We start from the raw sequence: 26,451 nt of genomic DNA, 5'->3' as shown, positions 1-26,451 counted from the left end.
TTACAGCCGCGGATGCTTACTTTTTATCATCCTTAACTTCTTCAAACTCTGCATCAACCACATCATCGGCAGGCTTTTGTTCAGCACCTGCATCAGATGCTCCCTCAGCAGCGGCGGCATCTGCATACATTTTTTGAGCCACAGCTGAAATCGCTTCAGTCAGTGCTTCAGTTTTGCTTTCAATCTCAGCCTTGTCGTCGCCTTTTAGGACGTCTTCAAGTGCAGAAATAGCACTTTCAATGTTGGTTTTTTCGTCTGCAGACACTTTATCGCCCGCATCTTTTAGAGTCTTCTTAGCGGTGTGAACCATGGCATCGCCTTGGTTACGTGCTTGTGACAACTCTTCAAACTTACGGTCTTCTTCAGCATGCGCCTCAGCATCGCGTACCATTTGCTCAACTTCGTCATCGCTCAAACCTGAAGAGGCTTTGATCACGATAGACTGTTGCTTGCCAGTCGCTTTATCCTTCGCAGACACGTTCAAGATACCGTTGGCATCGATGTCGAACGTCACTTCAATTTGCGGTACGCCACGAGGTGCTGGTGGAATATCTGCCAAATCGAAACGTCCCAACGACTTGTTTTGTGACGCTTGCTTACGCTCACCCTGAACAACATGAATCGTTACCGCTGTTTGATTGTCATCCGCGGTTGAGAACACCTGAGATTTTTTGGTTGGAATCGTAGTGTTTTTCTCAATCAGCGGCGTCGCAACCCCACCCATGGTCTCAATACCCAAGCTTAAAGGTGTTACGTCGAGCAAGAGAACGTCTTTTACGTCACCGGACAGTACCGCGCCCTGAATCGCCGCACCAATCGCAACAGCCTCATCTGGGTTGACGTCTTTGCGTGGCTCTTTACCAAAGAACTCACTAACACGCTTTTGCACCAGTGGCATACGTGTCTGACCGCCAACGAGAATGACTTCGTTGATTTCAGACGCTGATAAACCTGCATCTTTCATCGCAATGCGGCAAGGCTCTAATGAACGCTCAACCAAATCTTCAACCAAGGATTCCAATTTAGCACGTGTCAGCTTAACGTTTAAGTGTTTTGGACCACTTGCGTCTGCGGTGATGTACGGTAAATTCACATCGGTTTGCTGTGATGATGACAATTCTACTTTTGCTTTTTCAGCCGCTTCTTTCAAACGCTGTAGCGCTAAAGGATCATTATGCAGATCAATACCCGATTCTTTCTTAAACTGATCCGCCAAGTAGTTAATGATTGCTAAGTCGAAATCTTCACCACCCAAGAAGGTATCACCGTTTGTCGCCAACACTTCGAATTGATGCTCACCATCAACATCGGCAATCTCAATGATTGAGACGTCGAAAGTACCGCCACCCAAGTCAAATACAGCGATGGTTTTATCGCCTTTAGACTGGTCCATACCGTACGCCAAAGCCGCAGCCGTTGGCTCGTTGATGATACGTTTAACTTCTAAGCCTGCAATACGACCCGCATCTTTTGTTGCTTGACGCTGAGAATCATTGAAGTAAGCCGGTACTGTAATAACCGCTTCGGTTACGGCTTCACCTAGGAAGTCTTCAGCGGTTTTTTTCATTTTTTTCAGGATCTCTGCAGAGACCTGTGGTGGTGCCATTTTTTTGTCGCGTACTTGTACCCAAGCATCGCCATTGTCAGCTTTGACAATTTTGTACGGCACCATCTTGATATCTTTTTGCACGACATCGTCTTCAAAACGACGACCAATCAGTCGCTTGATCGCGAATAGCGTGTTGTCTGGGTTGGTCACCGCCTGACGTTTGGCAGACTGGCCCACAAGCGTCTCGCCATCGTTCGTAAAGGCGATAATCGATGGAGTGGTACGATCCCCTTCTGCGTTTTCGATTACGCGTGTTTTGTCGCCATCAAGAATTGCAACGCATGAGTTGGTTGTACCTAAATCAATACCGATAATTCTGCCCATTTTATGCTCCGTCTGTTTCATAACCGCCGTGCGGTTTAAATTCTGTAATCGTTGTAAAAACGTATTTTTTCGATGATGTGTATATGGGGTTTAATCAAGACATTTCAAGCCTAAAAATTAACCTTTTGCAACAACGACCATGGCAGGGCGCACTAAGCGTCCATTCAGCGTGTAGCCCTTCTGCATCACAGAAACCACTGTATTCGCCGCCATATTTGGAACATCTACCATTGAAATGGCCTGATGCAACTCGGGATCAAAAGGCTGCTCAATCGGATTGACAGGCTCTAGGTTGAACTTGGCAACGCTATTTAAGAAAAGCGTTAGGGTCATCTCCACCCCTTCGCGTAACGCTACCGTCGCATCATCTTCCGCTTGGCAGGCATCAATTGCTCTTTCCAAACTATCAACAACAGGCAGCAATTCTTGAGCGAACTTATCCAGTGCGAATTTATGCGCTTTTTCGACATCTTGTTCTGCACGACGGCGAATATTTTGAACTTCGGCCGCTGTTCTTAATTTTTGTTCACTCAATTCGTGGGTCAATTCATCAATACGCGCTTGTGCCAACACAAGCAACTCAGCTGGCTCTGCTCCCTGTTGCGCAGATGCTTCGCTGATCTCTTCAGCAAGATCGGCCTCGTTTACAGAAGACTCAACCTGATCGACTAAATTCTCATCACGTGACTCTGCATGCTGCTGTTCAGACTGCTTCTGTTGCTCAGTCGCCATCTTACTTCTCCCATTAACTAATCAAAAAACCCGCAAAAAAGTTATTACCCTAGATGGGGGCATCAGGCTCGTCTTCAAGGGCTAGCAAAAGTTTTTTCACTCAAGACTTGCGCGTTTTTTCAAAATGGCTTATACATTAACTACTGTATAAATAACCATGTGTTGACCATCATGCTGACCCAATTATCAATCCGAAATTTTGCCATTGTTGAACGCCTTGACTTAGACCTAAATACTGGAATGACGGTCATTAGCGGGGAAACCGGCGCAGGTAAGTCCATCATGCTTGACGCATTGGGCCTAACCCTGGGTGATCGCGCCGATTCAGACACCGTCAGGGTTGGCGCTGAGCGCGCCGAGATTGCAGCCAGCTATGACATCACCCAGATTCCCGAAGCACTCAATTGGCTTAAAGAGCATGATCTTGAGCAGGACTCAGAATGCCTTGTCAGACGCATTATCACGAACGAAGGTCGTAGCCGAAGCTATATCAATGGTCAGCCCACTCCCTTAGCCATGCTTAAAGAATTGGGGCAGCTTTTGGTGGATATTCATGGTCAACACGAACATCAACGTTTACTTAAAAAAGATCATCACCGCGTCTTATTGGATGCCTATGCCAACCATACTCCCCTAGCGGAAGACGTTAAACGTCACTTCTTACGCTGGCATCACTTACAAAACGAACTAAAGGTCGCAACAGAGCAAAGCAGCGAAAAAAACGCCCGAATCCAATTACTTAGCTATCAACTCGAAGAACTGGAGCAACTTAGCTTAACCGAAGCCGAATTATCGGACCTAGAAGAAGAACAGCAAAGGCTCGAAAATGCGGGAGATATTCTTCGCTCTGGTCATCAGTTACTGGCATTAACCAGTGACAGTGAAGACGAAAATGCCATCGCAATTTTGAACCACTGCTTACAACTGCTTGACAACATGCAAAGCCAGTCGCCACGTTTGCTACAAGCCAATGAATTGCTCAACAGTGCGTTGATTCAAATCGATGAAGCGGGACACGAAATTCGACATTATGTCGACAGCGTTGAAATCAATCCTGAACGTTTGCAAGAAGTGACTGAGCGCTTAACCAGCATCTATGATGTCGCTCGCAAACATCGAGTATTGCCCGAACAACTGCCCGCTTTACATCGACAATTACAAGATGAAATGAGCAACATCAGCCGCTCAGATGAAGCAATAGCCGAACTTAAAGCAGAAGTAGACCTCGCCTTAGCAGCGTACCTTAAACAGGCCGAAAACCTAAGTAAAAAGAGACAGCAATTTGCTGAAAAGCTTAGCAAAGCCGTTGATAGTCAATTACACACTCTGGGTATGCTTGCCGCACACTTCTCAGTTCAACTAACACCATTGGCTCAAAACACCTACAGTGCTGCGGGCTTGGAAGAGGTTGAATTCTTAATTAGCACTAACAAAGGCCAAAAAGCTAAACCGCTTGCCAAAGTTGCATCTGGTGGTGAGCTGTCTCGTATCAGCCTTGCCATTCAGGTGGTCACTGCCGAAACATCTAATACACCCACGCTGGTCTTTGATGAAGTCGATGTGGGCATTGGTGGAGCGATAGCAGAGGTCGTTGGACGCATGCTTAGAAAGCTTGGCGAGCGCACTCAAGTTTTATGCGTGACACACCAGCCTCAAGTTGCCTCTCAGGGGCACCAGCATCTCTTCGTGAGTAAAACAAGTCAAAAAAATCAGACGCAAACGCGAATTGATGTTCTAAGTGATGATAGAAGAGTGCACGAAGTGGCACGAATGCTAGGAGGAATTGAACTCACGGACACGTCCTTTGAGCATGCAAGGGAAATGCTTCGAGTTCATTAACAATTACGCTGTTTATTCACATCAGTGTAACGATTCAAAATCCCTTTCTGCTAGACGCCCTTCAAGCAACAGAGAACAAAGCGGGTAAGCATTCTTACCCGCTTTTTCCAACCTTCCTTTTACGCTTTATCGTCTTCAAACTGCCCGTACAGATATAGAGTTCTATCTGAGATGTTAAAGCCGTTTGCCTTGGCAATTTCATCTAAGAGAGCATTCAATCTTGGATCCGTGAATTCGCTGACTCTCCCAGTTTTAATACAAACCATGTGGTCATGATCATCATCTCGTGCCAACTCAAAGACGGAATGACCGCCCTCAAAATGATGACGACACACTAAACCGGCGGATTCAAATTGAGTTAACACACGATAAACGGTTGCGAGGCCAACATCCTCACCTTGCTCCATCAACATCTTATAGATATCTTCTGCACTAAAGTGCTCACTTTCTCCGGCTTTTTCTAAAAGCTGGTAGATTTTTACCCTAGGTAAGGTGACTTTAAGACCCGCTTTACGGAGTTCTTGATTTTCGAGTGCCATAATCTGTCTCTATTCACTATGCGGTTTGGGTTATGCGGTGGTAGACTTCATTATCAATGTTTAGACAGCAAAGTGGAAGTTATTTACAAATGCGCAAAGTTTTAACTGTCCTGTTAACCACCTTATTAATTTCCGGATGTTTTCCAGGGGTATATAAAATTGATATCCCTCAAGGAAATATAGTCACTCAAGAGATGGTTGACCAGCTCCGGCCCGGAATGACGTACAACCAAGTTAGGTTTGTATTAGGTACCCCCCTTGTCACAGATACATTCAACGACGAGCGCTGGGATTACATTTACAGCCTTAAAAAAGGCGGCAAAAAAACATCAAAAGAACGGGTAACCCTTTTCTTTGAAGATGGCCGCTTATCTGGCATTACTGGAGATTATAAACCATCTTCGGTTCCCGCTCAGTAAGTAATGCCTTTTACGAACGCCAACCAGAACTAATTGTTTTGGTTGGCCTTTTCGTGCTTTGCTTTTTCAGCGGCCTTGCGTGCTCGAATCTCTTTAGGATCCGCAATCAGAGGCCGATATATTTCTATACGATCGCCTTCACGCACTAGGGTGTTTTTGACATCTTTAACTGACTTACTAAAGATCCCCATCGGAGCCGTTTCGACATCGATTTCTGGAAACGCCTCAACAATCTTCGACTGAACCACTGCCTCAAATATTGTTGTATTGTCGCTTACATTCACTGCAATGATTTTTTGCTCATTTGGCATGGCATACGCCACCTCAACCTTAATCATGGCTGCTCATCTCCTAAAAACCTGATCCGTATAACTCATCGGCTCTTTGCACAAACACATCGACCATCGTGGTTGCCACAGAATTAAACACCTTGCCCATTGCAAAGCTCGCCAACTTACCCGAAAAATCAAACTTCATTGAGAACTCAACTTTACAAGCCTCATCGCTCAAGGGAGTCAGCGTCCACACGGCACTAAACGCTGAAAAAGGTCCTTCGACCAATGCCATATCCATATAGACAGGGCGTTTTTTGGAGTTTCGGGTCGTGAAATGATAGTTAAGGCCAGCCTTAGAGACATAGAGTGTAGCCTCTATTGAGTCTGCTGTATCATGCTTAACTTCAACTTTTGAGCACCAAGGTACAAAGTCAGGGTAGCGAGCAACATCATTGATAAGGTCAAACATTTGCTCAGCTGTATGCAGTACTAGTGCTGTTTTATGGACTTCTGTCATCCGTTTTAGATCCGCTGGCTAAACTACAAAACGACATTATACAGATTCATTACAAAGATGACGCCTATTGCAGTCGGGACAATAAAGCGAATACACCCCTGCCAAATTTCAAAGACACCATTTTCGGGTAAATTTAATTCTTTTTTAGCCATGGATTCAGACATAAACCAGCCAGAAAAGATCGCCAATAGCATGCCACCGATGGGTAAAAGAAGATTTGTAGTCACAACATTAAGTAGATCAAACAGGTTCAATGAAAAGACTGTCCAATGTGACAAGGCCCCAAAGGAGTAGAGCGTTGCCACACCCAACACCCAAGCGGCAAACCCCATCAACACGGCAGCTTGATGACGCTGTACACGAAACTTTTCGATCATCCATGCTGTAATCGGTTCCATCAATGAAATGGCGGAAGACCAAGCCGTCAGTGCAACCATTAAAAAGAACATAAAACCAATGACTTGCCCTCCAGGCATTTGCGCAAACACAACCGGAAGGGAAACAAACAATAAACTAGGCCCAGTGGCGGGAGCCATTTGATAGGCAAACACGATGGGAAAGATAGCCAATCCAACCAAAATTGCTATCAATGTATCCAACGCCCCGATCATGACCACTGAACGCCCGATTGACTCTTTTCCCGACAAATACGCGCCATACGCCATTACCGTCCCCATACCCAATGATAGGGTGAAAAACGCATGCCCCATTGCGACCAGCAACACCTCAGCCGTCACATAATACCAATCAAAATGAAACAGAAAAGTGATGGCATGCGGCATATAGCCTGTGCTGGTTGCATAGACAACCAACATAATCAGCAACATAATCAAAACTGGCATCATGTATCGAATGGCTCGATCAAGCCCTCGACGCACACCGAAACTTAGAACCCATACAACCAAGCAGACAAAAAATGTATGACCGACTAACAAGGCCTCTGTATTCAGCAGCAACTCACCGAAGTAACGTGTCGCTTGATCTACACCCACATCCGCAATACGACCTGTCAAAAGGGCCAGCAGGTAATGCAAAATCCATGCAGCGACAACGGAGTAAAAGGAAAAAATCAAAAAACCCGTAAACATCCCCATGCTGCCAAGGTAGCGCCAGCGCGGGTCTTGATTGGAGAACAGAGCGACAGCTTTTAATGAATTGACAGGACTCAAACGTCCGTGCCGCCCGATGACGATCTCCGCCATCATGAGAGGGAAGCCAATAAGACAAACACAAATGATGTAAATTAATAAAAAGGTGCCGCCCCCATTCTCGCCCGCCATGTAGGGAAATTTCCAGATATTTCCTAATCCAACCGATGAGCCAGTGACTGCCAGAATGAACACCCAGCGATGAGACCAGCTCCCATGTATTGAGCTAAATGAGGGCATAACGATATATCTGCCTTTTGAGTGGACGTTCGTATTGAGTCGTTGAATTGTTATATTTTCTTTTAAAGATAACAACATTTTCAGCACACAAACTGCTTTTAAAGCGTCTAGAGCCTCTATATAATGCGCGCATGTCAAAAAAGAAAGCAAAACCTACCAGTTCAACCATTTGCCAAAACCGAAAGGCACGCCACGAATACAGCATTGAACAAAAGTTCGAAGCAGGCCTTGTGTTGACTGGATGGGAAGTCAAAAGCCTAAGAGACGGGCGCGCTCAACTTGTCGACTCCTATGTTGTCCTCAAAAACAGTGAGGCATGGCTTGTCGGCGCTCACTTCACACCGCTTATCTCTGCCTGTACACACGTTTTAGCAGAGCCCAAACGCGATAGAAAGCTTCTTCTCAACCGTCGTGAAATCGACAGACTCATTGGTGCCACTCAAGCAAAAGGTTATACCTGTGTCGCTCTTGCGCTGTATTGGAAAAACGGCCGAGTGAAGTGTGAAATCGCCTTGGTTAAAGGTAAAAAACTTCACGACAAGCGAGCTGCCGAAAAAGACAAAGACTGGGATCGCCAAAAACAACGCGTAATGGCCGCCCAATAAGCACTTTACGCTTTACCTAGATTCTTTGTAACGATAGTCTTACCTAAATAACTATAAAGGTGTAAGACTATGCTTCGAAACCTGTCAATATCAATTCGTCTTCTTCTACTCACCCTGCTTCCAATATTAGCAGTTGCGAGTATCATTTTAATCGCTATCTCGGATATGCGCTCTCTGATCAAAAGTACAGAATCGATTTATTTTGAAGCTGTGGTTCCGTCACGAGACATTAAGTTTGTGTCTGATGCACTTACAGTCGAAATGGTTAATCTTTTCCAGAGCTTTCACCAAGAAACACTCACTTACAGCCAACTGATGTCGGACTTAAATCAAGCCCAATCCACATATCAACGCTACTGGGCAAGCTACTTAGAAAGTATTGGCAACTCAGAAGAGGAGTTAGCACTCTCCAGCGACGTTGCCAAACTGATTGAACGCAGTCAATCTTTAATCGCTGATTTTACAAGCCAAGCTGAATCGGGTGCATTGATATTGATGGACTTCAACTCGTTTAATTTCAGATTAAATGCGACGTTTGGTCCACTAAGAGCTGGACTAGATGACTTAATTGAATATCAACTTAATGAAGCATCAGCCCTAAAAGACCAATCCGTTGAGCAGTTTTCCAAAGACCTGATCCTGTTTATATCGATTGGCACGGTGGTGGTTATTCTGCTATTGGTTTTCGGCTGGCAGATTTCATCATCTATCAGAAAGCCAATCGCCTCTTTATCCAACAGTATGTCACGCATTAGCTCAGAGTCGGATTTGAGAATACGCGCCGATGTTTCGGGTAAAGATGAGATTGCGCTTCTGAGCAAATCATTCAATGGCATGATGAATCATTTCCAAAGCTTAATTGAGAACCTTGTTCGAGCTACTCATCAACTCGCAGCCTCAGCTGAAGAAATGAGCGCCATCAGCCAACAGGTGAGTGGCACAGCTCAGGAGCAAGAACAACAAACCACGATGATAGCAACTGCAATCAATCAAATGACTGCCGCTATCTCTGAAGTTGCAAGTAATGCACAGAATGCCTCTTACTCTGCTGAACAAGCAAATGAGCTAGCTAAAAAAGGGCAAGATCGCTCACGTCGTACGGTTTCGGCTATAGAATCCCTCGCACAGAGTATTGAGCAATCGGCTGTGCAAATATCTGCACTTGATGAGCAAACTCAACGAATCACCGAAGTGTTAGATGTAATTGAAGGCATTGCCGAACAAACCAATCTATTGGCGCTGAATGCTGCAATCGAAGCTGCTCGCGCTGGAGATGCGGGCCGCGGCTTCTCGGTAGTCGCGGATGAGGTCAGAAGCCTAGCCGCCAATACTCAGCAATCGACTGAACGCATCCAGAAAACCATTAATACACTGCAAAAAGTTGCCAGAGAAGCGGTTGAGGACATGAGAAAATCGACTCAACAAGCACAAGCGGGTGTCGTTGATGCACGGGAAAATGGTGAATCGTTTGAACATGTGGGTGCAGCCATCGGCACTATTGCCGATATGAATGTCCAGATATCCAGTGCCACCGAAGAACAAACCGCTGTTGCCAATGAAATTAATGAAAATGTCACCATGGTGGCTCGAAGTGTTTCTGAAGTGGTCAGCGGCGCTGAGCAAAGTGCCATGGCCAGCCAACAACTGGCGGAGCTGGCTCAGCAACTGCAAAGTGAAGCGGAGAAATTTAAAGTATAGGCCAAAAAATGTTGGACTGAGCTGAAGAGAAGATTGGCGTTATCCTATAGATTCGTCTATACTTCGGCTCTTATCTGGGGGTGACATGGCTTCGACGCTGGTTACGAACCCTTGGGTGCATGTCGAGAACGTGATGATTCTCGTAAATCCCTCATCACATTGTTATAGTTGCAAACGACGATAACTACGCTCTAGCCGCTTAAGTCGGCTAGCGCCGCACTCTAAGGTGTCTGTAACTCAGAGGTTCGCGGTGTCATATGAGACAGAATCGCCCGGATGCTTTGCTCTAAGCTGAACGGTTAAAACTAAAAGAGCTCGCCCATAACACCCTGGCTCTCGGGTCGTGACGGGTTAATTGAATAGAGAAGCCTAAGCATGTAGATCTTAAGGCAGAGGATTGGCGGACGCGGGTTCGAAACCCGCCACCTCCACCAGACAAACCCTTTAAAAACAATCACTTCTAAAAATAAAATCACTTGGGTGTCGATAAACTGTCGAAACTCAACGGATTAAGCCTCAAAGAATCATTCAAAAAGTCAGAACAAAGGTGTGCATAGCGCATTGTTGTCTTTACGGATGAGTGACCCAAAATTTTCTGCAAAGTAACAATATTACCCCCATTCATTACGAAGTGGCTTGCAAACGTATGACGTAAAACATGCGTTGCCTGACCTGGTGGTAAATCGATACCAGACTTTTCCAAAACACGCCGAAAAGCACCAATAGAACTCGTAAAATTACCGTAGCTTGTCCAATGTTGAACAATCCGTTGAGCAAGATCAACACTTATGGGGATCGTACGATTACGGTTACTTTTCGTTTTAACAAACGTTACCTGGTTATTTCTCAAAGTTGCTGAATTAATGTTTTCAGCTTCGGACCATCGAGCACCCGTTGAAAGACATATATCAATCAATATAGCTAAATGAGGATTCTGATTAAGAGCAGTCCGGTCCTGAACAGTCTTACGAAGCAAGGTAATCTCTTCATGAGTTAACCAGGATAATTCCCTTTCAAGTACCTTCAACGGCTTAACCTTGTCCAAGGGGTTTTGATAGCTAATCTGTTGTAGTGCAGAAAGCTCATTGTAAACAGAACGAAGATAAATCAGCTCATTGTTAAGAGTCTTAGCCGCCAGTCCATCATTCAAGCGCTGTTTTCTATACAATAGATAGGATGATGCAGACAATATAGATGCGATGGGATTGCCAAGAGCTGCAGCGATTCGCAAAACTGCATGATAGCGTCGTTTAGCATCTTTAAGTGTATGGCCATGAAGAGTAAACCATAGGTCAATCAACTCTGTTAATTTTCTCTTGTCTGAGCGTACATCAACCCAAAGCGGATTTTCGGCATACTTAGCAAGAATTGCTGCTTCGAAGCGTTTACAGTCTGCTTTAGTGTCGAATGTCTTACGGAAGCGTTTACCCTTAATAGGCTCAATATCAACTAGCCAACGGCCATTCAGTTTCTGTGTAATCATCAGACAGCAACACCCCATCTGATAGTTCGTTCAGTCAGCTTGTCTCGTATCCAGTCGTAAATATCACGCTCAGTTTTGCCCTTTTGCTCAAAATGATCCTTGATAACAGTCCAACACTCCCAACGCTGTAGACTGTTAAACGCCTTTTTTGCTCCAACACCCTCACGGGCCAATAAGCTGATCATGTTGCCCAGGAACAACTCAACGTTTTTACCACTAAAGCCGGATGCCGTTTTATAGTGCCGCTTGTATTCAACGTCGTCTGGTGTCAGATCAGGAGGGATTGAAACGATGATATCTTGGCGCAAGAACGTCCAAAGTGCGTTGTAAGTCGATGGTGTATCAAGTAGCTTGAAGTTAGACAGTCCATAGCGCCAAATTGCCGTTAAGTGCGGTACCAGATCAGCATATGTATGGGTATCAATAACAGCGCCAGATGTGACGTTTACAGAGCCTTGAGCAAACTGTTCAATGACAGAATGATGATAGCGAAGCTCAATTCTAAGAACCGGCATTGAAGGGTCATAGTTAAGCGGGTCTTTGTCATCGAAAGGGTTATCGTGTGATCGCCAAATCGATTCCCAATAGTCCAGTTTATCAATGGCCTTTGCCTGAGCTGTCTTGTTATACATAGACAGTTGTATACCCGATGGAGCGCCCCACATGAACGTTTCTCCCCTTCCGTACACAGCAAACTTACCATCAAATTCTATACGCTGAACGCCTGATATATCACGTTGAGCGCGAGCTTTGCAGTGCATACGTGCAACCAAATCGCTTGGCAGGTTATAGCCTTGTATGTCAACGGCGATATGAATTGCACATTGGTTATGTGTACATTCATCAAGTACCTGGTGAGCATATGAGTCTAGGAGCTTTTGCAGATCCTCAGGAGTCCTGCTTTGGATCAGATGGGGCGATACTTCAATTTTCAGGTGAGGGCCAAAGTGTTCAGGCTTAGCATTGAAATTCTTTACCAGCAGGATCAAACCAAGATCCAAATTTTGTAGCTTGTATTGATAACCAGAGTCTCGACCGACACGACCTGCAAACCAAACGGTGCCGAACATCGACACATGACCGTTTGATTCAGCCAACTTATCAACTAGACCTGGTACAAGCTTGCCGCGGTACAACTGACGCACCGTATCAACGCCAGTGTGCAATACACGAACGTTTTTGAGATCAGTGATTGCAGCCGTTTTTGGACAAACGAATAAGCGGCCTTTCGGGTCTTCTTTTCCTCCAAAATTAATTCTATGTTGATCAATTGGCTTTGTCATAACGAGCACCTAACAGTTATATAACGGAACGTTTCTCTACATGTTTAAAGACGTGTTACAAGGACGTCTCAGGCGGCGATGTGATTAGACGACTACCGCCAGAGGGGCCCCTTCTAATCACATCGCCGCCTGAATCGATTGTGATGCGGCTCCACAGGTTATAAAGCCGTTGTAGTTCTGATACTGAATGTGCATGAGACAATCTCCACGTTGATCAAATGTGTAACCCGCATTAAGCAAATCATTGTCAGTAAGGACAAAGGCGAACTGGCCATTCTGTAAAGCCCTAATGACAATCGTAGGGCCCTTGGGTGAGTTAACATTGCCGGATATTCGAAGCTGGAATTCTGAAAATGGGTGCAGATTGGCTTTTGCTTGAGCCGGATCTGCGGGCAATGTATCGGTATAGACGTATGTTTCTGTCTGGCCGGAGCCTTCGAGCATGTCAAACTGGTTTGAAAGCATGGTAAATGTGGGGTCAGTTTTTGATGCTGTGCTTTGGGTTGGCTGTGAAGATGACTTAGTTCCGAACATATTTGGAACACTAACGAGCATCATGGTGACACCAGACACTAAAAATAATGCAGCTCCTACGAACTGCCATTTTTTCCAGATGGGTTTTACATCCCTTACGGTAGCCTCTTTACCTGCTGTGGTAGATGCAGTATGAGACTGATAAAAAGGAAAGAATGCAGGATCATACGTGCGAACTTGTGTATCCAGTGTAGTTCCACGTATACCGGATTTTGTGTGTCTGACATACCTTTCTTGGGAACCAAACATTGTTTGCTTACCAAGAGAATAAACAATATCAATCAAATCACATATGTTTAGATCTAACTTTCTGTGATATTGAGAAATTAATAAAATATCCGACTTTGAATGTCGATGTTCTGCATACCATTCTTCAACATCCTGTTTGGTTTTACCACGCCGTAGTGGTTTATGGCATTCGTCGATAACATAAAGGGGACCAACACCAGTTTCTGGATGTGTCCATGTATCCCCATAATCTGCCAGTGTTGAGAATGGAACCGGGTTTTCTTTTGTGGGGAACTTAAATTCAATAAGATCAGCAACAGCTGACCCAAAAACAGCTTTTATATAGTCAATCTTTAATGGCAGATTTGTAATAACCTTTCGACCTTCATTAAGGGCTGGAATAACATGGTAAGCAACAGACTCGTAGGATTTTCCGCCACCTGGACGACCCATTATCAAAAAAATCATGAAAAGGTACCTGCAAGATTAAAGTAAACGTTCAGGAGTGAAGCAATCAATAAATAGTCAACTGGATTCAGCTCGATCATGATCCGAGCCTCACAAACGGGATAAGCTGCAAAATTAAGCGAATGACAAGAGCCGCTGAAATCATGCCCATTGCCTCAACGAATCCGACAGCTGCGAGAACTTGTTTTGCTTCTGGTGGGAGTTGATTCAGTAAAGGGCCAATAGCAAACGAGCCTAGTTCACCGATGCCGGATATTGTCGAGATAACAAGCAGAAGGATCATGTCAAAGAGATAGAAAAAAACCTCTTTGATTGCATCAAACAATGTCAGTAAGACATCACGCATGAGTGTTAAAAAGTTTTCCCAAAGGGTTTTGAAAAAACCTAGTACTTTATTAATCATGTTAACCCCCAAAAATCAGACGACGGCATACAACGGCCGCTATGAATAAAAAGGCTATTCGCATAAATGGGACTACGCGAGAATCAAGTTCTATTTGTGATGCAGGGACAGACATTGGACCGATTGAATAGCCAGGAAATGTAAAAAGCGGGAATGAACCATTAGCAGATATACCAGCGGTGTCTGTAATCACACCAATCATAGAGGCTTGAATAAGCGCCTCTTTGTGCGTTTCGAAAATTCCGGCTAGGCCATCAGGATAAGAGCTTTCCCACCATGAACCACCCTCTTGATATTCTGGACCACCCATAACATCTTCACATTCGAGCCCCTCACAATCTCCACCTTGACCGCTTCCAGATCCTGAGCCTCCACCGACTTGGTCTCCAGTTGAAGAGCTTGAGCTTTCAGAACTGGTTAGTTTGCCGTCAGGGCCATAATTATTAATCGTCGTATTAGTTGTTGATGAACTGACAGGAGCTGTTGCGCTGTTCGTGACTGGGCCAAGTGGCTTCTGGACTGTGAATGTTTCAACGCCATTGTTTGTATAGGTTGTGACCGTTTCCGTTTGAACGGCTTTTGAACCGTCAGGATTCGTAATCGTTGTTTGGACTGTCGTTTCTGTCTTCGTAATTCCATTCGACATCTGAACAACAGTTACTTGTTCATTTTCGACTCGATCAGTTCCAACGCCTCGCACTTCATTTGTGACTGTTGTTTCAGTTTCAATCATAGTGCCATCAGGCATTGTGATTGTGTCACGCTCTACGTTAACGGATGATTCAGCAGGTTTTACACCGATGGGTTCAAAGCTAGGCTCAGATTCTAGAATATCATCTGAGTCTATTTCTGGTATGGGTTCGTTAGTAGGAGTTTGATTTCCTGTATATTGATTGCCTGTAATAACATTGCATCTGATTGTTTCGTCAGAGTCACAGGCGACATCTGTATAAAGTGGAACAACTTCACAGCCGTTAATTGATCTTGCTCCACCTACAGTAATAGGTTGATCTAATCCTGATTCACCCCAGTTTAATCTATTAACAACGGTTACTGGTGTACCTGATGAAGGGCAGTTGTTTGGGTCCGGTGGAGGTGGTTGACTACAAATAGGATGATTAGGACAAGCACCGCGAAATACTTGACCTAAAAACATAGTGCTATCTTGTGATTCAATAAATGAAGACATACATGACCAGACATTCGGACTATCTCTTATTACAGATGCACCCGATCCAAATTCAGGGTGAGTTATTTTAGAACATGCACCCATTGGCGTCTGAGATACACCGTAATAAACCCACATGCTATAGTTAGTATAATAAAAATATGCAGGATCATAATCAGATGATTTAGCATGAAAAGAACTAATAAAAAATAATAAAAAAAATAAAAGCCTTCTCATATTCATCCTAAACCTTCCTTAAATCATAGTGTCTTTTTTTAAATCAGGGGCAGCTATCGCCCTGCCCCCAGTATTAATGCCATTGCACTTGCAGTGCCCAGAAATAAAAAGGCGACGTGAAACGCCGCCTCCGTAAGTGACATCAGCACAGATTAACGAGCGGCTGAGTTGATGCCTTTTTTACCCAGTCGGCCAGCGGCAAAGGCCAAGGTGATACCAATACCCAGTACCATAAAGCCAATTACTGCCGCTGATGCTCCGGCCAAGTCTACTGCTGCAAATACGTCTGCCATTTTCTAAACTCCTAGCGTCATTTTGACGCGATATTGATGGATTTTGTGGACCAGCGGTATGCCAGTCCTAAACTCCAGAATGTCAGTACGGCACCAAACGAAAACGCATAGGTTAAACCCATCTGCGTCGGGTCTACTGTCATACTGCTACTCAGGAACTGGACGTCTGACGCAGGGATCGCAACAAATCCAGCACACTGTTCAACCAGTGTTTCTGTTAAGCTGTATTGGCCGGAACCGTTAGGCGTCAGACATAAAATCATTTTTGTTAGCCCTTAACTGCGTTAGAGGGCTTATCAGTTGTAGAGGCTGGCTGTTGGCCGTCGCCCAAGGAAATCAATTTCAATATGTGATCCGTGTTCGTCATGTTGCCAAAACGGTTCCTTGACTCACGTGGCTCACTCTCAAACGTCGCCATGGTCGGGAATGTGTCGCCCAATGCGTCATAAACCGGAGCGTCTAACGTGTATTCAACAACTGAAAATCCCCGCTTGTTGCGGCTCGTGTCAGTGGGCGTCAGCGCTTGGATGTTGCCACGGAATTCACCGTCTTTGCTGATGTAAAAATCTTTGTTGATAACAAACAAAGTCTTGGTACTGCGTGAACTTGGAATCGTAAACATCTGTAATGCTCCTTTGCGGGTTGCTAGCGTTTCTATAGCTCTTGGCCGCGTCGTTGAGTTGCTGTGTTAATAATCGTTTATTGTGTGACTTGGTCACATATCGGACATCTAACCGCTGGACGGTTGTCCGGTACTGCTATCAGGGTCTTACAACCCTTTGTGGTGCATAAGTGCCAATGGATCTCCCGAACATCTGCACTTCGTTTAACCAGGCATACCAGCGTTAATAAATTCGGTACCTGGTCAAAATTCTGTTTATTCGGACTTGAGCAGCTGCATTGCTTCCAGTTGCTGTAAGTCCCGCATATCAAGCAAAAGCCTATGTCCTCTGCCGTGAGTGCTCTTTTCTTCACAAAGTCGATAGTGCTTAAAGCTCTTTTGTGCATGCCCCTTTGGGGCCGAGCCTTATTTGCTTCGCAAACTGAGCCTAAGGTCTCAGCCCTTACGGGTAACAGTCTCTCATGCCTACAGGCTTCGCCTTGCGCGCTCTGCTTGCCAAAATCAAAAGCAAAAAGCGGCAAAGTCGCTCCTGACTCAGACTCGGGGGGCGGCATGTCCGACCCCGACAACCTCGCCAATCTCTGTGCGGACTGTGAGGCACTGAGGCATGAACGCAAGGGACGTTGCACTTCTGCCCTTGCGTTCATGACTCAGTACCTCCCTTAACGTCCGCGATTGGCGACGATGACGGGGGCGGACAAACAGATTTACCAGCACAGAAATCAGGACAACCAGCGGCAAGCCAAGCAGTTAAAACTGATCCACCAAGGGTCCACAAATCGGTGCCGCGCTGGATGGCCTCTTGCTGTAATTGCAAATAAACAGACGAAGGAGCGACGATATAAAAGCGCCTTTCCTTGTCTTCTACTTGCTCTTGGCGTGGGGGAATGATGTTAGTCATGACTTAGCATCCTGAGACAATTGGTTAATTAAAGGCATAAGGTGTGTTATGGGTTTTATTTCTTGTGATGGATCTTTAACGCGATGTATTGAAAGTACATCACGAATAGAAAGAAGATTTGAAAATGTATAAACGAGAAATGAAACGTCTTTTTCACGTTCAAAAACTAATTTCGTGTTTTCATATGCTTGATCTAGATATTTCTGAATCTTTTTTTCTAATTCAACAAATTTGAAATGATCCATTGTTTCTGATGCTGGTTTTTCATCAGGTACCAAAATATCTACGAATGCATTTAAAAATGACTCAACAAAAAAATGATAACTTTGAATGATTTCTAAAGCACTGTGAGCATTTATCGGAGTGCTGTCATGACACAACCCAAAATCATCAATATAAGTTTCATTTAACTGATAAAACGGAATTGAGCCCTTCATTGATATCAATAAAGAGGTTTGTGTACCTACATCAGTATCCTCATGGAATGTGATCAAAATTTTCTGATCATCTCTTGATGAAGCAATTTTCTGTAAAGCTTCTAACTGGCTGAAAGTGTCCATCAGATCGACTCCTTTTCTGATAACTGCTTTGAAAGCAACACGACATTCACAAGACGATGCTTGCCAATACGTTCCGTAGGCAAATATCCATTCTCAATCCAACCACGAACAATCGCCTGATCCATGCGGATCCAATCTGCAAACTCTCTCCATGCCATCAAAGGCGGCATTGGCGTAGCGACTGGGATCAATTGTTGTTCCATGGTTGTTCCTCTATAATTACTGGTTATACAGATCACTAACTTACTTAGTAACATCTACTAAGTAATAAATATAGATGATATATTATACTAAGTAAATAGTACTTAGATGGTTTATAACTATGATAAAAGACAGGCTGATAAGCCTTTTCAATAATGAAAGAACCAGTACTTGGTTTGAAAAACAGACCGGGATTGATAGATATCGCTGGGGAAACATTAGAAATGGTAAAGCCAGGATATCTGATGCTGAAATTGAAGCAGTTGTAAAACTATATCCTCAATATGCTTTATGGTTAGTTACTGGGACAGTGGCTCCGGAGGCCGGACAAATAAGCCCTGAAATCGAAGAGATTAGACACTCAAACTCAGGGATTCAAAGCGCGGGTTGAAAATCAGCTCGGACGTAATGAAAAGGTGGTTCGAAAGGAAGGCAGGGATTTGATATGAACTATGACATAAAGCCGGAAAGAATAGAGATAGAAAGCAGGCGCACTAACAGAAAAGTAAGCAGAGAAAGACCTTTATGGGTTGATATAATGTTGGGTATCGTTGGTGCAATGATCGCAATATGGGCTATATGGTTTGCAGGGATAACTTTTTTCGCCTGGGGACTTAGCAAGACTGTTGAAGCATCTGCAGAAAAAGCTAGGTTACACCAAGTACAAGAATCAAGAATGAGAGCGGAGGAACTTAGACAGCAACAGCGTATTCAACAGCTTAATAGCCCACAGTGTCGTTTTTGGACTGATCACTATAGAAAGAATGGCGATCAGAGGTCTTTAGAAAACATGAGAAGCCATTGCCCTAAATAATTAAGGGTGTCGATAAAGTGTCGAAAACATAGTGGAACATTGCGGTTTAACAATAGTGGCTAGTGTTCAGGCATCAAATAGAATCAAAGCATTATGTAACGTAGCGGCATAACAAAGCATAAAGGGCACGGGTTCGAAACCCGCCACCTCCACCAGATTTTCGAAATTCACATCAAGCATAACTCATTGATTCAAATAAACAAAAATCTGTTAAGTGACATACCAAAAAGAGCTAAGTGTCAGACCTCAGTGTCATTATTTTTTAAAAATTTAGCTTAATGTATAGTAACCTGACTTGAATTAGTTCGCATCACTTTAAGCATGTCTAAGGTATCCATTAAGCAATCTGGTCTGCTTCCGGTAATTTCGCGCAACTCTTCAATAGCGCTTAGCAGAGTGCTTCTGCAATTGCCGTTTACTTTTGCCCCGAACTCTTCAACCTGAACTATCTTATAAGCATTGCCGTCAACGTCGAGCAAATGGCTTATTCGAGCGTATGACAGGCTTATACCTTCGTCATGTTTAGGAAGCCCTAGCCTTGAATTGAAAAAACTGACCGAAAAACGTTATGAAAAAGTCGCCGGTTCACGTGAGATTGGCAAGCACTTGGACTTGGAAAATGGAAGGTCACCCAGTTTCCGTAACTTGATTCGTGCGATTCAACGCATGGAAAAGGAACTCATTAACGAGGCCGTATGAATACATCGACCCTAGTCCAAAAAATCTGGAGTTTCTGCCATACCCTGCGCGACGACGGTGTGGGTTATGGCGACTACCTCGAACAGCTAACCTATCTGCTGTTTTTAAAACTCGCCCATGAATACTTGCAAGAACCTTACAACCGTAAAACCCACATCTCGAAACACTACAGCTGACCTACACTGACCGCTAAGATGGGTGAACCATTGGAAGCCCATTACCTCTGCACCTTGCATAAGCTGGGACAAAATCGTCTCCGACCTCGCACGTTTTACGCCAGAGGAATCCTTATCATAAAAGTAGTAAGTACCGGATTGGATTCAACAGAGATCTCTCCACCATGAGCCTCAACGATTGAACGAGTGATGGATAAGCCAAGTCCAGAACCATCACCATGTCTTGACCGTGAGGGATCAACTCGATAAAAACGATCAAAAATACGTGAAATTTGATCGGCAGGAATCGGCTCTCCTGGATTACTAATGGTCAAAATCACACCGTTTTTTTGCTGATGAATGTTAATAGCTATATGTTCACCAGAGTGTGTGTGTCGAATAGCGTTGGACAGTAGATTCGACAAGGCCCGTCGCAACATCAAAGGCTCTCCCCTTACCCATCCCTCCCCTTCAAATGTCAGTCGAAGCTGCTTTTCGTCAGCAAGCGCTTCATAAAACTCCAATAACGCGATCACTTCTCTATCCAGATGAACGGTTTTTAAGGGGGTTGGAAGCTCGCCATTATCGGTTTTAGCCAAAAACAACATATCCGCAATCATTCGGGCTAAGCGATCAAATTCCTCCAGGTTGGAGTGCAAGACTTCCCGGTATTCATCAGCAGACCTTATACGCGAGAGCGCAACTTGGGTCTCAGTCATTAAATTGGAAACGGGGGAGCGCAACTCATGTGCAATATCATCGGAAAACTCATTTAAGCGACGAAATGAAGCTTCCAAGCGCTCTAACATGCCATTAAAGGCTTCTATTAACTCTTGCATTTCGGCAGGCGCATCATCAGTCGAAAGCCGTTCAGCCAAGCGTTTGGCAGAGAGTTGTCGGGCTGTTGAAGCAACCTTGCGTATCGGTGCCAATCCTTTATATGCCGCGAACCAACCCAATAACCCAGCAAGCAAGGTGGCCATGCCAATACCTAAGCCTAAGTACAGCCTTAGCTGCTCGAGAAAGTGAACATGGTGAGAGATATCTAACCCAATCAAAAGGTTGACTTCAGATGCGCCAGGGACTCCAGCTTTTAAAAGGATAGACTGACCAATATAATGACCGCCCCCAGCGGTATCCCATTTAAAAAAAGGGTCTAGAGAATTGTGCAGCTGAGTGTGTATATCGCCGAACTTATCCGCGTTTAAGGTATATTGCCATGATGTTTGGGGCAGAGTGATCAACAGCGCGACCGTGTCATGACCTACAAACGCATCATCGATCCGAAGAGACAATCCCTTAAGGTCATCTTTTGAATGAATGTGGCTCCACAAGGCTTCAACCTGAACTCGTTTTGCTGACAGGTCGTGAAGATCCAACTCATCAAAATGAGCAGAGACACTGCGATCAATAAATATCGCCACGAACACTAAGAAAGCACAGGCCATGGAGGCAAAAAGCAGCGCTAATCGAGCCGTAAGAGACAGCGTTTTTCTCACACTTCGTCTACCTCGATAACGTACCCCATCCCCCTGACGGTGCGAATAAGTTTTGGCTCATAGGCCTCATCCACTTTGGCACGCAAACGACGCACAGCGACATCAATAACATTGGTGTCGCTGTCGAAATTCATATCCCATACTTGAGACGCAATCAGTGAACGAGAAAGCACTTCTCCTCTACGTCTGAGTAACAACTCCAGTAAACTAAATTCCTTTGCCGTTAAATCGATTCTCTGCCCGCTTCGAGTCACGCGCCGCTTGATAATATCGAGTTCCAAATCAGCAATGTATAAATTTTCGATAGGTTTACTTTTACCACGACGTGCCAGACTTCGAATGCGAGCGAGCAGTTCAGAAAACGCAAAGGGTTTGATTAAATAGTCATCTGCGCCCATTTCCAGCCCTTGTACGCGATCCTCGACCCTATCTCTTGCAGTTAGAAATAGGATCGGGATGTCCTGTTCGGCCCGGCGCACAGCTTGAAGAATGCCCCAACCATCAATACCAGGCAACATAACATCGAGCACTAACAGGTCATACTCGCCAGTCAGTGCTAAATGCATTCCGTCGATGCCATCACGTGCCAAATCAACAACAAACCCGGCCTCACTCAAGCCTTGGCGAAGATAGTCGCCGGTTTTGTGTTCATCTTCGACGATCAGAATTTTCATGCTGCTTAATCAAGGCCTCTTTCTGCAAGCCAGCGGCGCATCATCTCAATTTCCTCCACTTGTGCTTCGATCACCGCCTCTGCTAGAGCACGGATTTCAGAATCGCTGCCATGTTCCAACACCACCTTAGCCATCTCGACTGCGCCTTCGTGATGGGGGATCATACCACGAACAAAATCAACATCGGCATCACCCGTAAACTCGATACTCATAGCGGAATGCATTTGATCATTAATTGCTTGATAAGCCGCCACTGAAGCGGGTATTTCCGCATGAGCGGCACTATTGCTGCTATGCTGTTCGTGCTTGTTATGATGCCCTTGATGTCCTTGATGCCCAGCGGATTGATGATTACCGGCAAAGGCATAAAATGCAGCACCTGATGCCACTAATAAGCTGCTTAGTATAATTGCTTTACGCATGATGTCTTCCTCATTTGCTTGCTTTATACTCATCTTAGTCGCCGCTCTCTTTCAGACACATGACAGCAAAATTACATTTTTGTCATTAAATACCAAACCTTTCCCGATATTGGCTAGGTGTTAGCCCTGTCTGTTTATGAAACATCTTACGAAAAGCGCTCACATCTTCGTATCCCACTTCCCACGCCACACGCTCGACCGTTACTCGACTGTTCTCAAGCGCCTCGCGAGCTTTAAGCAACCGCTGTTGCTGCAGATACTCCGTGGGACGAAAGCCAGTGGCTCGGTGAAAGCGTCGCATAAACGTGCGCTCCGTCAGGCCAGCTAGCTCCGCCATTTCTCGGGTAGATTGTTTGTGTCGATACTCTTTATGTAGATGATGCTGCACTCTCAGAACCGACGCATCTCCGTGCGACATCAATGGCATGAATGAACGGTAATAGCTTTGCTGACGCGCCCCAGTATCCACCACCAGAAAGCGTCCCAATGCTTGGACGACTGAAGGAGGAACATAACGCCCAATTAAATGCAGTGCAAGATCGATCCAAGCCATCACACCACCTGCGGTCACCAGATCCGAGTCTGACAAGAGCAGAGCATTGGTATCTAGATCGATCTCGGGGTAGTGATAACGAAAAACACCTTCCAGTTGCCAATGTGTTGTCGCTTTACGCCCATCCAACAGCCCCGCTTGTGCCAATAGGAAAGAGCCCGCGCAGGCGGAACAGATCATAGCCCCCTGTCGATGCCAGTCTTGCAGAAACGAGCAAACCAGCGGTTGAGGTTCAAGGTAGGCCTGCCCTTCCAGTATCGGTGGCACAATGACTAACGACGGCGAAGACTCCATCTCATCCAAGGGTAACAATTGCCCCTGCTCAAGTGTCCAACGTACAACCTTAAACTGAAGATCAGGCGCCTGCTGCAATTGAGCCAACATGCGGTTGGCCGCCGAGAATAGATCGATCAAACCGTGGACTGCGGAAAGTGCAGTACCCGGCACCATGAGTATAGCGACAAGTATAGTCTTAGACATGTCAGTTTTAGCCTTGTTAATGTCAGTTTTGCCACCCGAACAGGGTAACAGGAAAGGCTATGATGAGCGACAACCCTTTAACAGGAGAAAAGCATGAGTAAAACAGCACTGATCATCGTCGATATGCAGAACGATTATTTTCCCAGTGGCAAGTGGATTCTGGAGGGCGTAGAAGCCGCGGCCATCAACGCCGCTCGAGTATTGGCTGACTGCCGCCAGCGTGGGCTGCCAATCATCCATGTGCGTCACGAATTCCCATCCAGCGATGCACCCTTTTTTGTGCCCGGCAGCGAAGGCGCTAACATCCATCAAAGCCTGCAGCCTGCGGATGGTGAGTTCCAAATTTTGAAAAATGAGGTCAACAGCTTCAAGGGCACTGAGCTGCACGCGCTGCTTCAGCGAGAGGACATTACTCGCCTAGTGATCACGGGTGCCATGAGCCATATCTGTATCGATGCCATCACGCGCGCCGCTTCTGATTTAGGTTACAGCAACACCCTTATACACGACGCCTGCGCTACACTCAGTGTTGAGTTCAATGGTGTGCATGTTCCAGCGCCTCAAGTGCATGCTGCCTTTATGGCTGCACTGGCCTTCGCCTATGCTGAGGTCGTCAGTACGGATTCTTTCTTGTCGAGTCATTGATCGCCTTCCTGCATCGCTCGCCCCTGCTCTGGGGGCGAGCAACCCGATACTCAAAACTCAGCAGGATCTATCGGAGAACTCTACAGTTCAAGATCTACATCAAATTGGATTTTTTATTCAAATACACCTCTTGCACAAAATGAAACCGATTCTCGGTGGTGTCTGGACTCAATACATACAGCGTGTCCATTGAGTACCCACCCACCGCCATCCTAAAATAGCTTTCTGCGAGAATAAGTATCTCGTCCAACCCATCACCCGTGAAGTCCCCGCGTGCAATAAGTGAAATCTGTGTAATTTCACCATCATCTGTTTCAAAGTGAAACTGATTGGGGCTTTCAGAAGAGAATTCGACAATCTGATTATCAAGCACTTCGAGAACATCAGCCCAGGTCTGAACTTTTGGATTCCGTAACAAATCCGCTCTGTAGCTTTCTGATGCAACAAACGCCACCTCCGCTGGAAGTTGCTGAGGTAGCATTTTGCCATCCAGTGGATAGCTTAGACTGGTTGCTGTCGGTGGTTGCGCTCTCACTATCAGATCACCGGCATGACACATCGTCGCAATCATCCTGAAATATGCATATTCATACTCCAGTACCGTTGATAGTCCATCATACTGGCGCGATAAATATTCATTGCAAGACGATATGGAAACAACCTCATCAGGGTTATGTTCAGTAACGATATCGTATGCTGTATTCCACTGTGCAAACAGCATCGAGTGAATGACTGTTTGATTTTCCGCCTTCGTGGGTACTGCCAAATAATCGGGAAGCATAAAACCCTCATACCACTGCACAAGCGGTTCAGCATTGATACTTTCGACTACCCTTGTTTCTGTAGCACAGCCATTTAGGCTTAGGATACCCGCTGACAGGATAAAAGTGGCGATAGATCTCATGACTCTATCTCGACCTCAGCCGCTTTCAAAAACAGCTCTCTCACATAATTATTACGCGATTGGTTAACATCTCGCCGATAAGACTCAGCTGCAGCTTTTTCCCAGTCTTGATCTTGAACAGCTGTATAGAAATTAATAAAAATGCTTCTTAACTTAGTCATTCCTAGATTAAAAATCATATCAAACAGGCCCAACTTGGCATCTTCCGGAAATGAATCAAACTCAGGGAACAGTCTTTTAAGTTCTTGATGAAAATTAAAAATATGTAGATAAATTAATCTATCAATTTCTGCATTTGATAGCACAAGGGTTGCATGCTGCCTAAAATATGAAGCTACATTGTTGCCATTAGGCAAAGCTTTGATCGCTTCATACTCAGAGCGTTTTTCAGTAGCGGTCGCAACCGAGCCATTTAGCTTTCTGAGAGGCAGCCGTTCCGCTGCTTGGGCCGAAGTAATGAGATGGCCGATACCAATGGTGACGAAACCTTTAGTATCTTTATACATATGAGGCACACGGCCTTCATAGCTCTCTAATTTGGATTTGAGCACGTGTTGAATTTGAGCAGATAACATATAGTACAGCCTATCCTTGTCCATGTAATGTCTATTGAAAACCACCTATTACTCCAAAAGTGGTCGGTGTAAATCACTAATCAAACTCACATAATTAGATGAAACACCTTAAGCAACCATACTAAGTCGTTTATTTTTATCTTGCAATAGCCTAGGAATGATCAAAATTTACATTAACTTAACACAACCAAGCTAATCCAAACTGATTTTGGTGACAACTGATTTTAAACAGAACCCGAATAAGGGATAGTGCATCTAGACCTCACAGATATGCATGATTAATTTAAAACACCCTATCTCATCTTAGCGATTAGATAGGATGTCTGATTTAAATTAATGGCTGATCATCCAAGGACGCATAGAAGGAAAGGTTTTATGCCCTTCTGCTGTATAGAACAACATCGACTTATTTTTTTTATGCTCAGAGCAGCCACACCCAGATCCATGTTGATGAATATGTTTTTCGTGTGCCTCCTTCCTGGATTCGGGTGTTGAAAACGTAGGTTCAAACTGAGCTTTTTCATTACGCTCATGCGCCGTCATTTCTTCCTTTTTTAGCTTAACTAAATGAGGCGAAATCAAGATAATTCTTGCACTGAGTTCTCCGCACTCTGGACACGGCTTAGGCACTGCGCTTTCATCCAAGGTTGCCAGTGCATAAAAAACACCGTGCTCATGACATTTATAATCATAGACAGGCATGGC

General features: G+C 44.9%; 33 protein-coding genes and 1 other RNA gene. 10 read left to right on the top strand and 24 right to left on the bottom strand.

Translation table 11 applies throughout. The features are described from left to right. Positions 1-16: 16 nt before the first annotated feature. Positions 17-1,954, bottom strand: coding sequence for a molecular chaperone DnaK (gene dnaK, locus F5971_RS08800; RefSeq protein WP_081763931.1), 1,938 nt, complete (start codon positions 1,952-1,954; stop codon positions 17-19). A gap of 96 nt (positions 1,955-2,050) precedes the next feature. Further along, positions 2,051-2,665: a nucleotide exchange factor GrpE gene (gene grpE, locus F5971_RS08795; protein ID WP_036513978.1), complete on the bottom strand. Its 615-nt coding sequence runs from the start codon at positions 2,663-2,665 to the stop codon at positions 2,051-2,053. A gap of 171 nt (positions 2,666-2,836) precedes the next feature. On the opposite strand from grpE, the gene recN reads away from it, so the two are divergent. Continuing rightward, on the top strand, positions 2,837-4,504 hold the full coding sequence (gene recN / locus F5971_RS08790) for a DNA repair protein RecN (RefSeq protein ID WP_036513979.1): 1,668 nt from the start codon (positions 2,837-2,839) through the stop codon (positions 4,502-4,504). A gap of 119 nt (positions 4,505-4,623) precedes the next feature. On the opposite strand, the gene fur is transcribed toward recN, so the two are convergent. Continuing rightward, on the bottom strand, positions 4,624-5,043 hold the full coding sequence (fur, locus tag F5971_RS08785; protein ID WP_036513982.1) for a ferric iron uptake transcriptional regulator: 420 nt from the start codon (positions 5,041-5,043) through the stop codon (positions 4,624-4,626). A gap of 89 nt (positions 5,044-5,132) precedes the next feature. Between fur and F5971_RS08780 the strand changes: the two genes are divergently transcribed. Next, positions 5,133-5,462 (top strand): outer membrane protein assembly factor BamE, encoded by a 330-nt coding sequence (locus tag F5971_RS08780; RefSeq protein ID WP_036513985.1) that lies wholly within the window; start codon positions 5,133-5,135, stop codon positions 5,460-5,462. A 29-nt stretch (positions 5,463-5,491) separates the two neighbouring features. Here F5971_RS08780 and F5971_RS08775 read toward each other — a convergent pair whose 3' ends face one another. Genes F5971_RS08775 through F5971_RS08765 form a run of 3 tightly spaced genes read right to left on the bottom strand, consistent with a single transcriptional unit; the run spans position 5,492 to position 7,642 of the window. Next, complete coding sequence (locus F5971_RS08775) at positions 5,492-5,800, bottom strand: RnfH family protein (RefSeq protein ID WP_036513988.1); 309 nt, start codon at positions 5,798-5,800, stop codon at positions 5,492-5,494. A gap of 13 nt (positions 5,801-5,813) precedes the next feature. Continuing rightward, complete coding sequence (locus F5971_RS08770; protein WP_193494750.1) at positions 5,814-6,254, bottom strand: type II toxin-antitoxin system RatA family toxin; 441 nt, start codon at positions 6,252-6,254, stop codon at positions 5,814-5,816. Between the two features lie 23 nt (positions 6,255-6,277). After that, a complete protein-coding gene (locus tag F5971_RS08765; protein ID WP_036513993.1) occupies positions 6,278-7,642 on the bottom strand; it encodes a sodium-dependent transporter in 1,365 nt (454 codons plus the stop codon). 131 nt (positions 7,643-7,773) lie between these two features. On the opposite strand from F5971_RS08765, the gene smpB reads away from it, so the two are divergent. From smpB to ssrA, 3 genes are all read left to right on the top strand, one after another. After that, entirely contained in the window at positions 7,774-8,247 is a 474-nt protein-coding gene (gene smpB, locus F5971_RS08760; protein WP_036514006.1) for an SsrA-binding protein SmpB, read from the top strand. Positions 8,248-8,316: 69 nt separating this feature from the next. Beyond that, a complete protein-coding gene (locus F5971_RS08755) occupies positions 8,317-9,945 on the top strand; it encodes a methyl-accepting chemotaxis protein (protein WP_193494749.1) in 1,629 nt (542 codons plus the stop codon). Positions 9,946-10,021: 76 nt separating this feature from the next. After that, positions 10,022-10,379: a transfer-messenger RNA gene (ssrA, locus tag F5971_RS08750) on the top strand. A gap of 38 nt (positions 10,380-10,417) precedes the next feature. Here the strand turns inward: ssrA and F5971_RS08745 are convergent. From F5971_RS08745 to F5971_RS08695, 11 genes are all read right to left on the bottom strand, one after another. Next, positions 10,418-11,428 (bottom strand): phage integrase, encoded by a 1,011-nt coding sequence (locus F5971_RS08745; RefSeq protein WP_223116296.1) that lies wholly within the window; start codon positions 11,426-11,428, stop codon positions 10,418-10,420. Then, positions 11,428-12,711 carry a hypothetical protein gene (locus F5971_RS08740; RefSeq protein ID WP_193494748.1) on the bottom strand — a complete coding sequence of 428 codons (1,284 nt, stop codon included), beginning with the start codon at positions 12,709-12,711 and terminating at the stop codon, positions 11,428-11,430. Before F5971_RS08740 ends, F5971_RS08745 begins: the two co-directional genes overlap by 1 nt. 117 nt (positions 12,712-12,828) lie before the next feature. After that, the gene (locus tag F5971_RS08735; protein ID WP_193494747.1) at positions 12,829-13,941 is read right to left on the bottom strand and encodes a zonular occludens toxin domain-containing protein; all 1,113 of its coding nucleotides are present in this window, start codon (positions 13,939-13,941) and stop codon (positions 12,829-12,831) included. 76 nt (positions 13,942-14,017) lie between these two features. Next, complete coding sequence (locus F5971_RS08730; RefSeq protein ID WP_193494746.1) at positions 14,018-14,344, bottom strand: DUF2523 family protein; 327 nt, start codon at positions 14,342-14,344, stop codon at positions 14,018-14,020. A 1-nt stretch (position 14,345) separates the two neighbouring features. After that, the gene (locus tag F5971_RS08725; protein WP_193494745.1) at positions 14,346-15,755 is read right to left on the bottom strand and encodes a hypothetical protein; all 1,410 of its coding nucleotides are present in this window, start codon (positions 15,753-15,755) and stop codon (positions 14,346-14,348) included. A gap of 146 nt (positions 15,756-15,901) precedes the next feature. After that, entirely contained in the window at positions 15,902-16,042 is a 141-nt protein-coding gene (locus tag F5971_RS08720) for a hypothetical protein (protein WP_193494744.1), read from the bottom strand. A gap of 17 nt (positions 16,043-16,059) precedes the next feature. Then, positions 16,060-16,305: a hypothetical protein gene (locus F5971_RS08715; RefSeq protein WP_193494743.1), complete on the bottom strand. Its 246-nt coding sequence runs from the start codon at positions 16,303-16,305 to the stop codon at positions 16,060-16,062. A 5-nt stretch (positions 16,306-16,310) separates the two neighbouring features. Beyond that, positions 16,311-16,664 (bottom strand): hypothetical protein, encoded by a 354-nt coding sequence (locus F5971_RS08710; protein WP_193494742.1) that lies wholly within the window; start codon positions 16,662-16,664, stop codon positions 16,311-16,313. Positions 16,665-17,307: 643 nt separating this feature from the next. Further along, a complete protein-coding gene (locus F5971_RS08705) occupies positions 17,308-17,565 on the bottom strand; it encodes a hypothetical protein (protein ID WP_193494741.1) in 258 nt (85 codons plus the stop codon). Beyond that, positions 17,562-18,125, bottom strand: a complete 564-nt coding sequence (locus F5971_RS08700) for a hypothetical protein (RefSeq protein WP_193494740.1) — start codon at positions 18,123-18,125, stop codon at positions 17,562-17,564. The genes F5971_RS08705 and F5971_RS08700 overlap by 4 nt, the downstream gene beginning before the upstream one ends. Continuing rightward, the gene (locus tag F5971_RS08695) at positions 18,125-18,328 is read right to left on the bottom strand and encodes a DNA-binding protein (RefSeq protein WP_193494739.1); all 204 of its coding nucleotides are present in this window, start codon (positions 18,326-18,328) and stop codon (positions 18,125-18,127) included. Before F5971_RS08695 ends, F5971_RS08700 begins: the two co-directional genes overlap by 1 nt. 119 nt (positions 18,329-18,447) lie before the next feature. On the opposite strand from F5971_RS08695, the gene F5971_RS08690 reads away from it, so the two are divergent. From F5971_RS08690 to F5971_RS08675, 4 genes are all read left to right on the top strand, one after another. Continuing rightward, entirely contained in the window at positions 18,448-18,717 is a 270-nt protein-coding gene (locus tag F5971_RS08690; RefSeq protein ID WP_193494738.1) for a DNA-binding protein, read from the top strand. Positions 18,718-18,771: 54 nt separating this feature from the next. Continuing rightward, complete coding sequence (locus F5971_RS08685) at positions 18,772-19,140, top strand: hypothetical protein (protein WP_193494737.1); 369 nt, start codon at positions 18,772-18,774, stop codon at positions 19,138-19,140. A gap of 543 nt (positions 19,141-19,683) precedes the next feature. Continuing rightward, entirely contained in the window at positions 19,684-19,839 is a 156-nt protein-coding gene (locus F5971_RS08680; protein ID WP_193494776.1) for a hypothetical protein, read from the top strand. After that, complete coding sequence (locus tag F5971_RS08675) at positions 19,836-20,015, top strand: type I restriction-modification system subunit M N-terminal domain-containing protein (RefSeq protein ID WP_223116295.1); 180 nt, start codon at positions 19,836-19,838, stop codon at positions 20,013-20,015. The genes F5971_RS08680 and F5971_RS08675 overlap by 4 nt, the downstream gene beginning before the upstream one ends. A gap of 95 nt (positions 20,016-20,110) precedes the next feature. On the opposite strand, the gene F5971_RS08670 is transcribed toward F5971_RS08675, so the two are convergent. The 4 genes from F5971_RS08670 to F5971_RS08655 all read right to left on the bottom strand — a co-directional run bounded on the left by F5971_RS08670 (position 20,111) and on the right by F5971_RS08655 (position 23,622). Beyond that, the gene (locus tag F5971_RS08670) at positions 20,111-21,493 is read right to left on the bottom strand and encodes a heavy metal sensor histidine kinase (RefSeq protein ID WP_193494736.1); all 1,383 of its coding nucleotides are present in this window, start codon (positions 21,491-21,493) and stop codon (positions 20,111-20,113) included. Continuing rightward, complete coding sequence (locus tag F5971_RS08665; RefSeq protein WP_193494735.1) at positions 21,490-22,167, bottom strand: heavy metal response regulator transcription factor; 678 nt, start codon at positions 22,165-22,167, stop codon at positions 21,490-21,492. Before F5971_RS08665 ends, F5971_RS08670 begins: the two co-directional genes overlap by 4 nt. Before the next feature lie 5 nt (positions 22,168-22,172). Then, on the bottom strand, positions 22,173-22,589 hold the full coding sequence (copM, locus tag F5971_RS08660) for a CopM family metallochaperone (RefSeq protein ID WP_193494734.1): 417 nt from the start codon (positions 22,587-22,589) through the stop codon (positions 22,173-22,175). A gap of 85 nt (positions 22,590-22,674) precedes the next feature. Next, positions 22,675-23,622, bottom strand: a complete 948-nt coding sequence (locus F5971_RS08655; RefSeq protein ID WP_193494733.1) for a GlxA family transcriptional regulator — start codon at positions 23,620-23,622, stop codon at positions 22,675-22,677. 93 nt (positions 23,623-23,715) lie between these two features. Here F5971_RS08655 and F5971_RS08650 point away from each other — a divergent pair, with 93 nt between their 5' ends. Continuing rightward, positions 23,716-24,267 carry a cysteine hydrolase family protein gene (locus F5971_RS08650; RefSeq protein ID WP_193494732.1) on the top strand — a complete coding sequence of 184 codons (552 nt, stop codon included), beginning with the start codon at positions 23,716-23,718 and terminating at the stop codon, positions 24,265-24,267. A 94-nt stretch (positions 24,268-24,361) separates the two neighbouring features. Here F5971_RS08650 and F5971_RS08645 read toward each other — a convergent pair whose 3' ends face one another. The 3 genes from F5971_RS08645 to F5971_RS08635 form a co-directional block, all read right to left on the bottom strand. Continuing rightward, positions 24,362-25,048, bottom strand: coding sequence for a hypothetical protein (locus tag F5971_RS08645; RefSeq protein ID WP_193494731.1), 687 nt, complete (start codon positions 25,046-25,048; stop codon positions 24,362-24,364). A gap of 119 nt (positions 25,049-25,167) precedes the next feature. Next, positions 25,168-25,746 carry a lysozyme family protein gene (locus F5971_RS08640; protein WP_193494730.1) on the bottom strand — a complete coding sequence of 193 codons (579 nt, stop codon included), beginning with the start codon at positions 25,744-25,746 and terminating at the stop codon, positions 25,168-25,170. A gap of 333 nt (positions 25,747-26,079) precedes the next feature. Beyond that, positions 26,080-26,448, bottom strand: coding sequence for an FmdB family zinc ribbon protein (locus tag F5971_RS08635; RefSeq protein WP_193494729.1), 369 nt, complete (start codon positions 26,446-26,448; stop codon positions 26,080-26,082). Positions 26,449-26,451 lie beyond the last annotated feature (3 nt).

This window comes from Nitrincola alkalisediminis (assembly GCF_009821115.1).
GTDB lineage: Bacteria > Pseudomonadota > Gammaproteobacteria > Pseudomonadales > Balneatricaceae > Nitrincola > Nitrincola alkalisediminis.
The sequence above is the reverse complement of the archived record's forward strand: the minus strand, read 5'-3'. Positions and strand labels throughout refer to the sequence as shown.

Excerpts from the sequence above, each read along its gene's own strand:
- dnaK (WP_081763931.1), bottom strand. The coding sequence starts at position 1,954 with ATGAAACAGACGGAGCATAAAATGGGCAGAATTATCGGTATTGATTTA.
- grpE (WP_036513978.1), bottom strand. The coding sequence starts at position 2,665 with ATGGCGACTGAGCAACAGAAGCAGTCTGAACAGCAGCATGCAGAGTCA.
- recN (WP_036513979.1), top strand. The coding sequence starts at position 2,837 with ATGCTGACCCAATTATCAATCCGAAATTTTGCCATTGTTGAACGCCTT.
- fur (WP_036513982.1), bottom strand. The coding sequence starts at position 5,043 with ATGGCACTCGAAAATCAAGAACTCCGTAAAGCGGGTCTTAAAGTCACC.
- F5971_RS08780 (WP_036513985.1), top strand. The coding sequence starts at position 5,133 with ATGCGCAAAGTTTTAACTGTCCTGTTAACCACCTTATTAATTTCCGGA.
- F5971_RS08775 (WP_036513988.1), bottom strand. The coding sequence starts at position 5,800 with ATGATTAAGGTTGAGGTGGCGTATGCCATGCCAAATGAGCAAAAAATC.
- F5971_RS08770 (WP_193494750.1), bottom strand. The coding sequence starts at position 6,254 with ATGACAGAAGTCCATAAAACAGCACTAGTACTGCATACAGCTGAGCAA.
- F5971_RS08765 (WP_036513993.1), bottom strand. The coding sequence starts at position 7,642 with ATGCCCTCATTTAGCTCAATACATGGGAGCTGGTCTCATCGCTGGGTG.
- smpB (WP_036514006.1), top strand. The coding sequence starts at position 7,774 with ATGTCAAAAAAGAAAGCAAAACCTACCAGTTCAACCATTTGCCAAAAC.
- F5971_RS08755 (WP_193494749.1), top strand. The coding sequence starts at position 8,317 with ATGCTTCGAAACCTGTCAATATCAATTCGTCTTCTTCTACTCACCCTG.
- F5971_RS08745 (WP_223116296.1), bottom strand. The coding sequence starts at position 11,428 with ATGATTACACAGAAACTGAATGGCCGTTGGCTAGTTGATATTGAGCCT.
- F5971_RS08740 (WP_193494748.1), bottom strand. The coding sequence starts at position 12,711 with ATGACAAAGCCAATTGATCAACATAGAATTAATTTTGGAGGAAAAGAA.
- F5971_RS08735 (WP_193494747.1), bottom strand. The coding sequence starts at position 13,941 with ATGATTTTTTTGATAATGGGTCGTCCAGGTGGCGGAAAATCCTACGAG.
- F5971_RS08730 (WP_193494746.1), bottom strand. The coding sequence starts at position 14,344 with ATGATTAATAAAGTACTAGGTTTTTTCAAAACCCTTTGGGAAAACTTT.
- F5971_RS08725 (WP_193494745.1), bottom strand. The coding sequence starts at position 15,755 with ATGAATATGAGAAGGCTTTTATTTTTTTTATTATTTTTTATTAGTTCT.
- F5971_RS08720 (WP_193494744.1), bottom strand. The coding sequence starts at position 16,042 with ATGGCAGACGTATTTGCAGCAGTAGACTTGGCCGGAGCATCAGCGGCA.
- F5971_RS08715 (WP_193494743.1), bottom strand. The coding sequence starts at position 16,305 with ATGATTTTATGTCTGACGCCTAACGGTTCCGGCCAATACAGCTTAACA.
- F5971_RS08710 (WP_193494742.1), bottom strand. The coding sequence starts at position 16,664 with ATGTTTACGATTCCAAGTTCACGCAGTACCAAGACTTTGTTTGTTATC.
- F5971_RS08705 (WP_193494741.1), bottom strand. The coding sequence starts at position 17,565 with ATGACTAACATCATTCCCCCACGCCAAGAGCAAGTAGAAGACAAGGAA.
- F5971_RS08700 (WP_193494740.1), bottom strand. The coding sequence starts at position 18,125 with ATGGACACTTTCAGCCAGTTAGAAGCTTTACAGAAAATTGCTTCATCA.
- F5971_RS08695 (WP_193494739.1), bottom strand. The coding sequence starts at position 18,328 with ATGGAACAACAATTGATCCCAGTCGCTACGCCAATGCCGCCTTTGATG.
- F5971_RS08690 (WP_193494738.1), top strand. The coding sequence starts at position 18,448 with ATGATAAAAGACAGGCTGATAAGCCTTTTCAATAATGAAAGAACCAGT.
- F5971_RS08685 (WP_193494737.1), top strand. The coding sequence starts at position 18,772 with ATGAACTATGACATAAAGCCGGAAAGAATAGAGATAGAAAGCAGGCGC.
- F5971_RS08675 (WP_223116295.1), top strand. The coding sequence starts at position 19,836 with ATGAATACATCGACCCTAGTCCAAAAAATCTGGAGTTTCTGCCATACC.
- F5971_RS08665 (WP_193494735.1), bottom strand. The coding sequence starts at position 22,167 with ATGAAAATTCTGATCGTCGAAGATGAACACAAAACCGGCGACTATCTT.
- copM (WP_193494734.1), bottom strand. The coding sequence starts at position 22,589 with ATGCGTAAAGCAATTATACTAAGCAGCTTATTAGTGGCATCAGGTGCT.
- F5971_RS08655 (WP_193494733.1), bottom strand. The coding sequence starts at position 23,622 with ATGTCTAAGACTATACTTGTCGCTATACTCATGGTGCCGGGTACTGCA.
- F5971_RS08650 (WP_193494732.1), top strand. The coding sequence starts at position 23,716 with ATGAGTAAAACAGCACTGATCATCGTCGATATGCAGAACGATTATTTT.
- F5971_RS08645 (WP_193494731.1), bottom strand. The coding sequence starts at position 25,048 with ATGCTTCCCGATTATTTGGCAGTACCCACGAAGGCGGAAAATCAAACA.
- F5971_RS08640 (WP_193494730.1), bottom strand. The coding sequence starts at position 25,746 with ATGTTATCTGCTCAAATTCAACACGTGCTCAAATCCAAATTAGAGAGC.
- F5971_RS08635 (WP_193494729.1), bottom strand. The coding sequence starts at position 26,448 with ATGCCTGTCTATGATTATAAATGTCATGAGCACGGTGTTTTTTATGCA.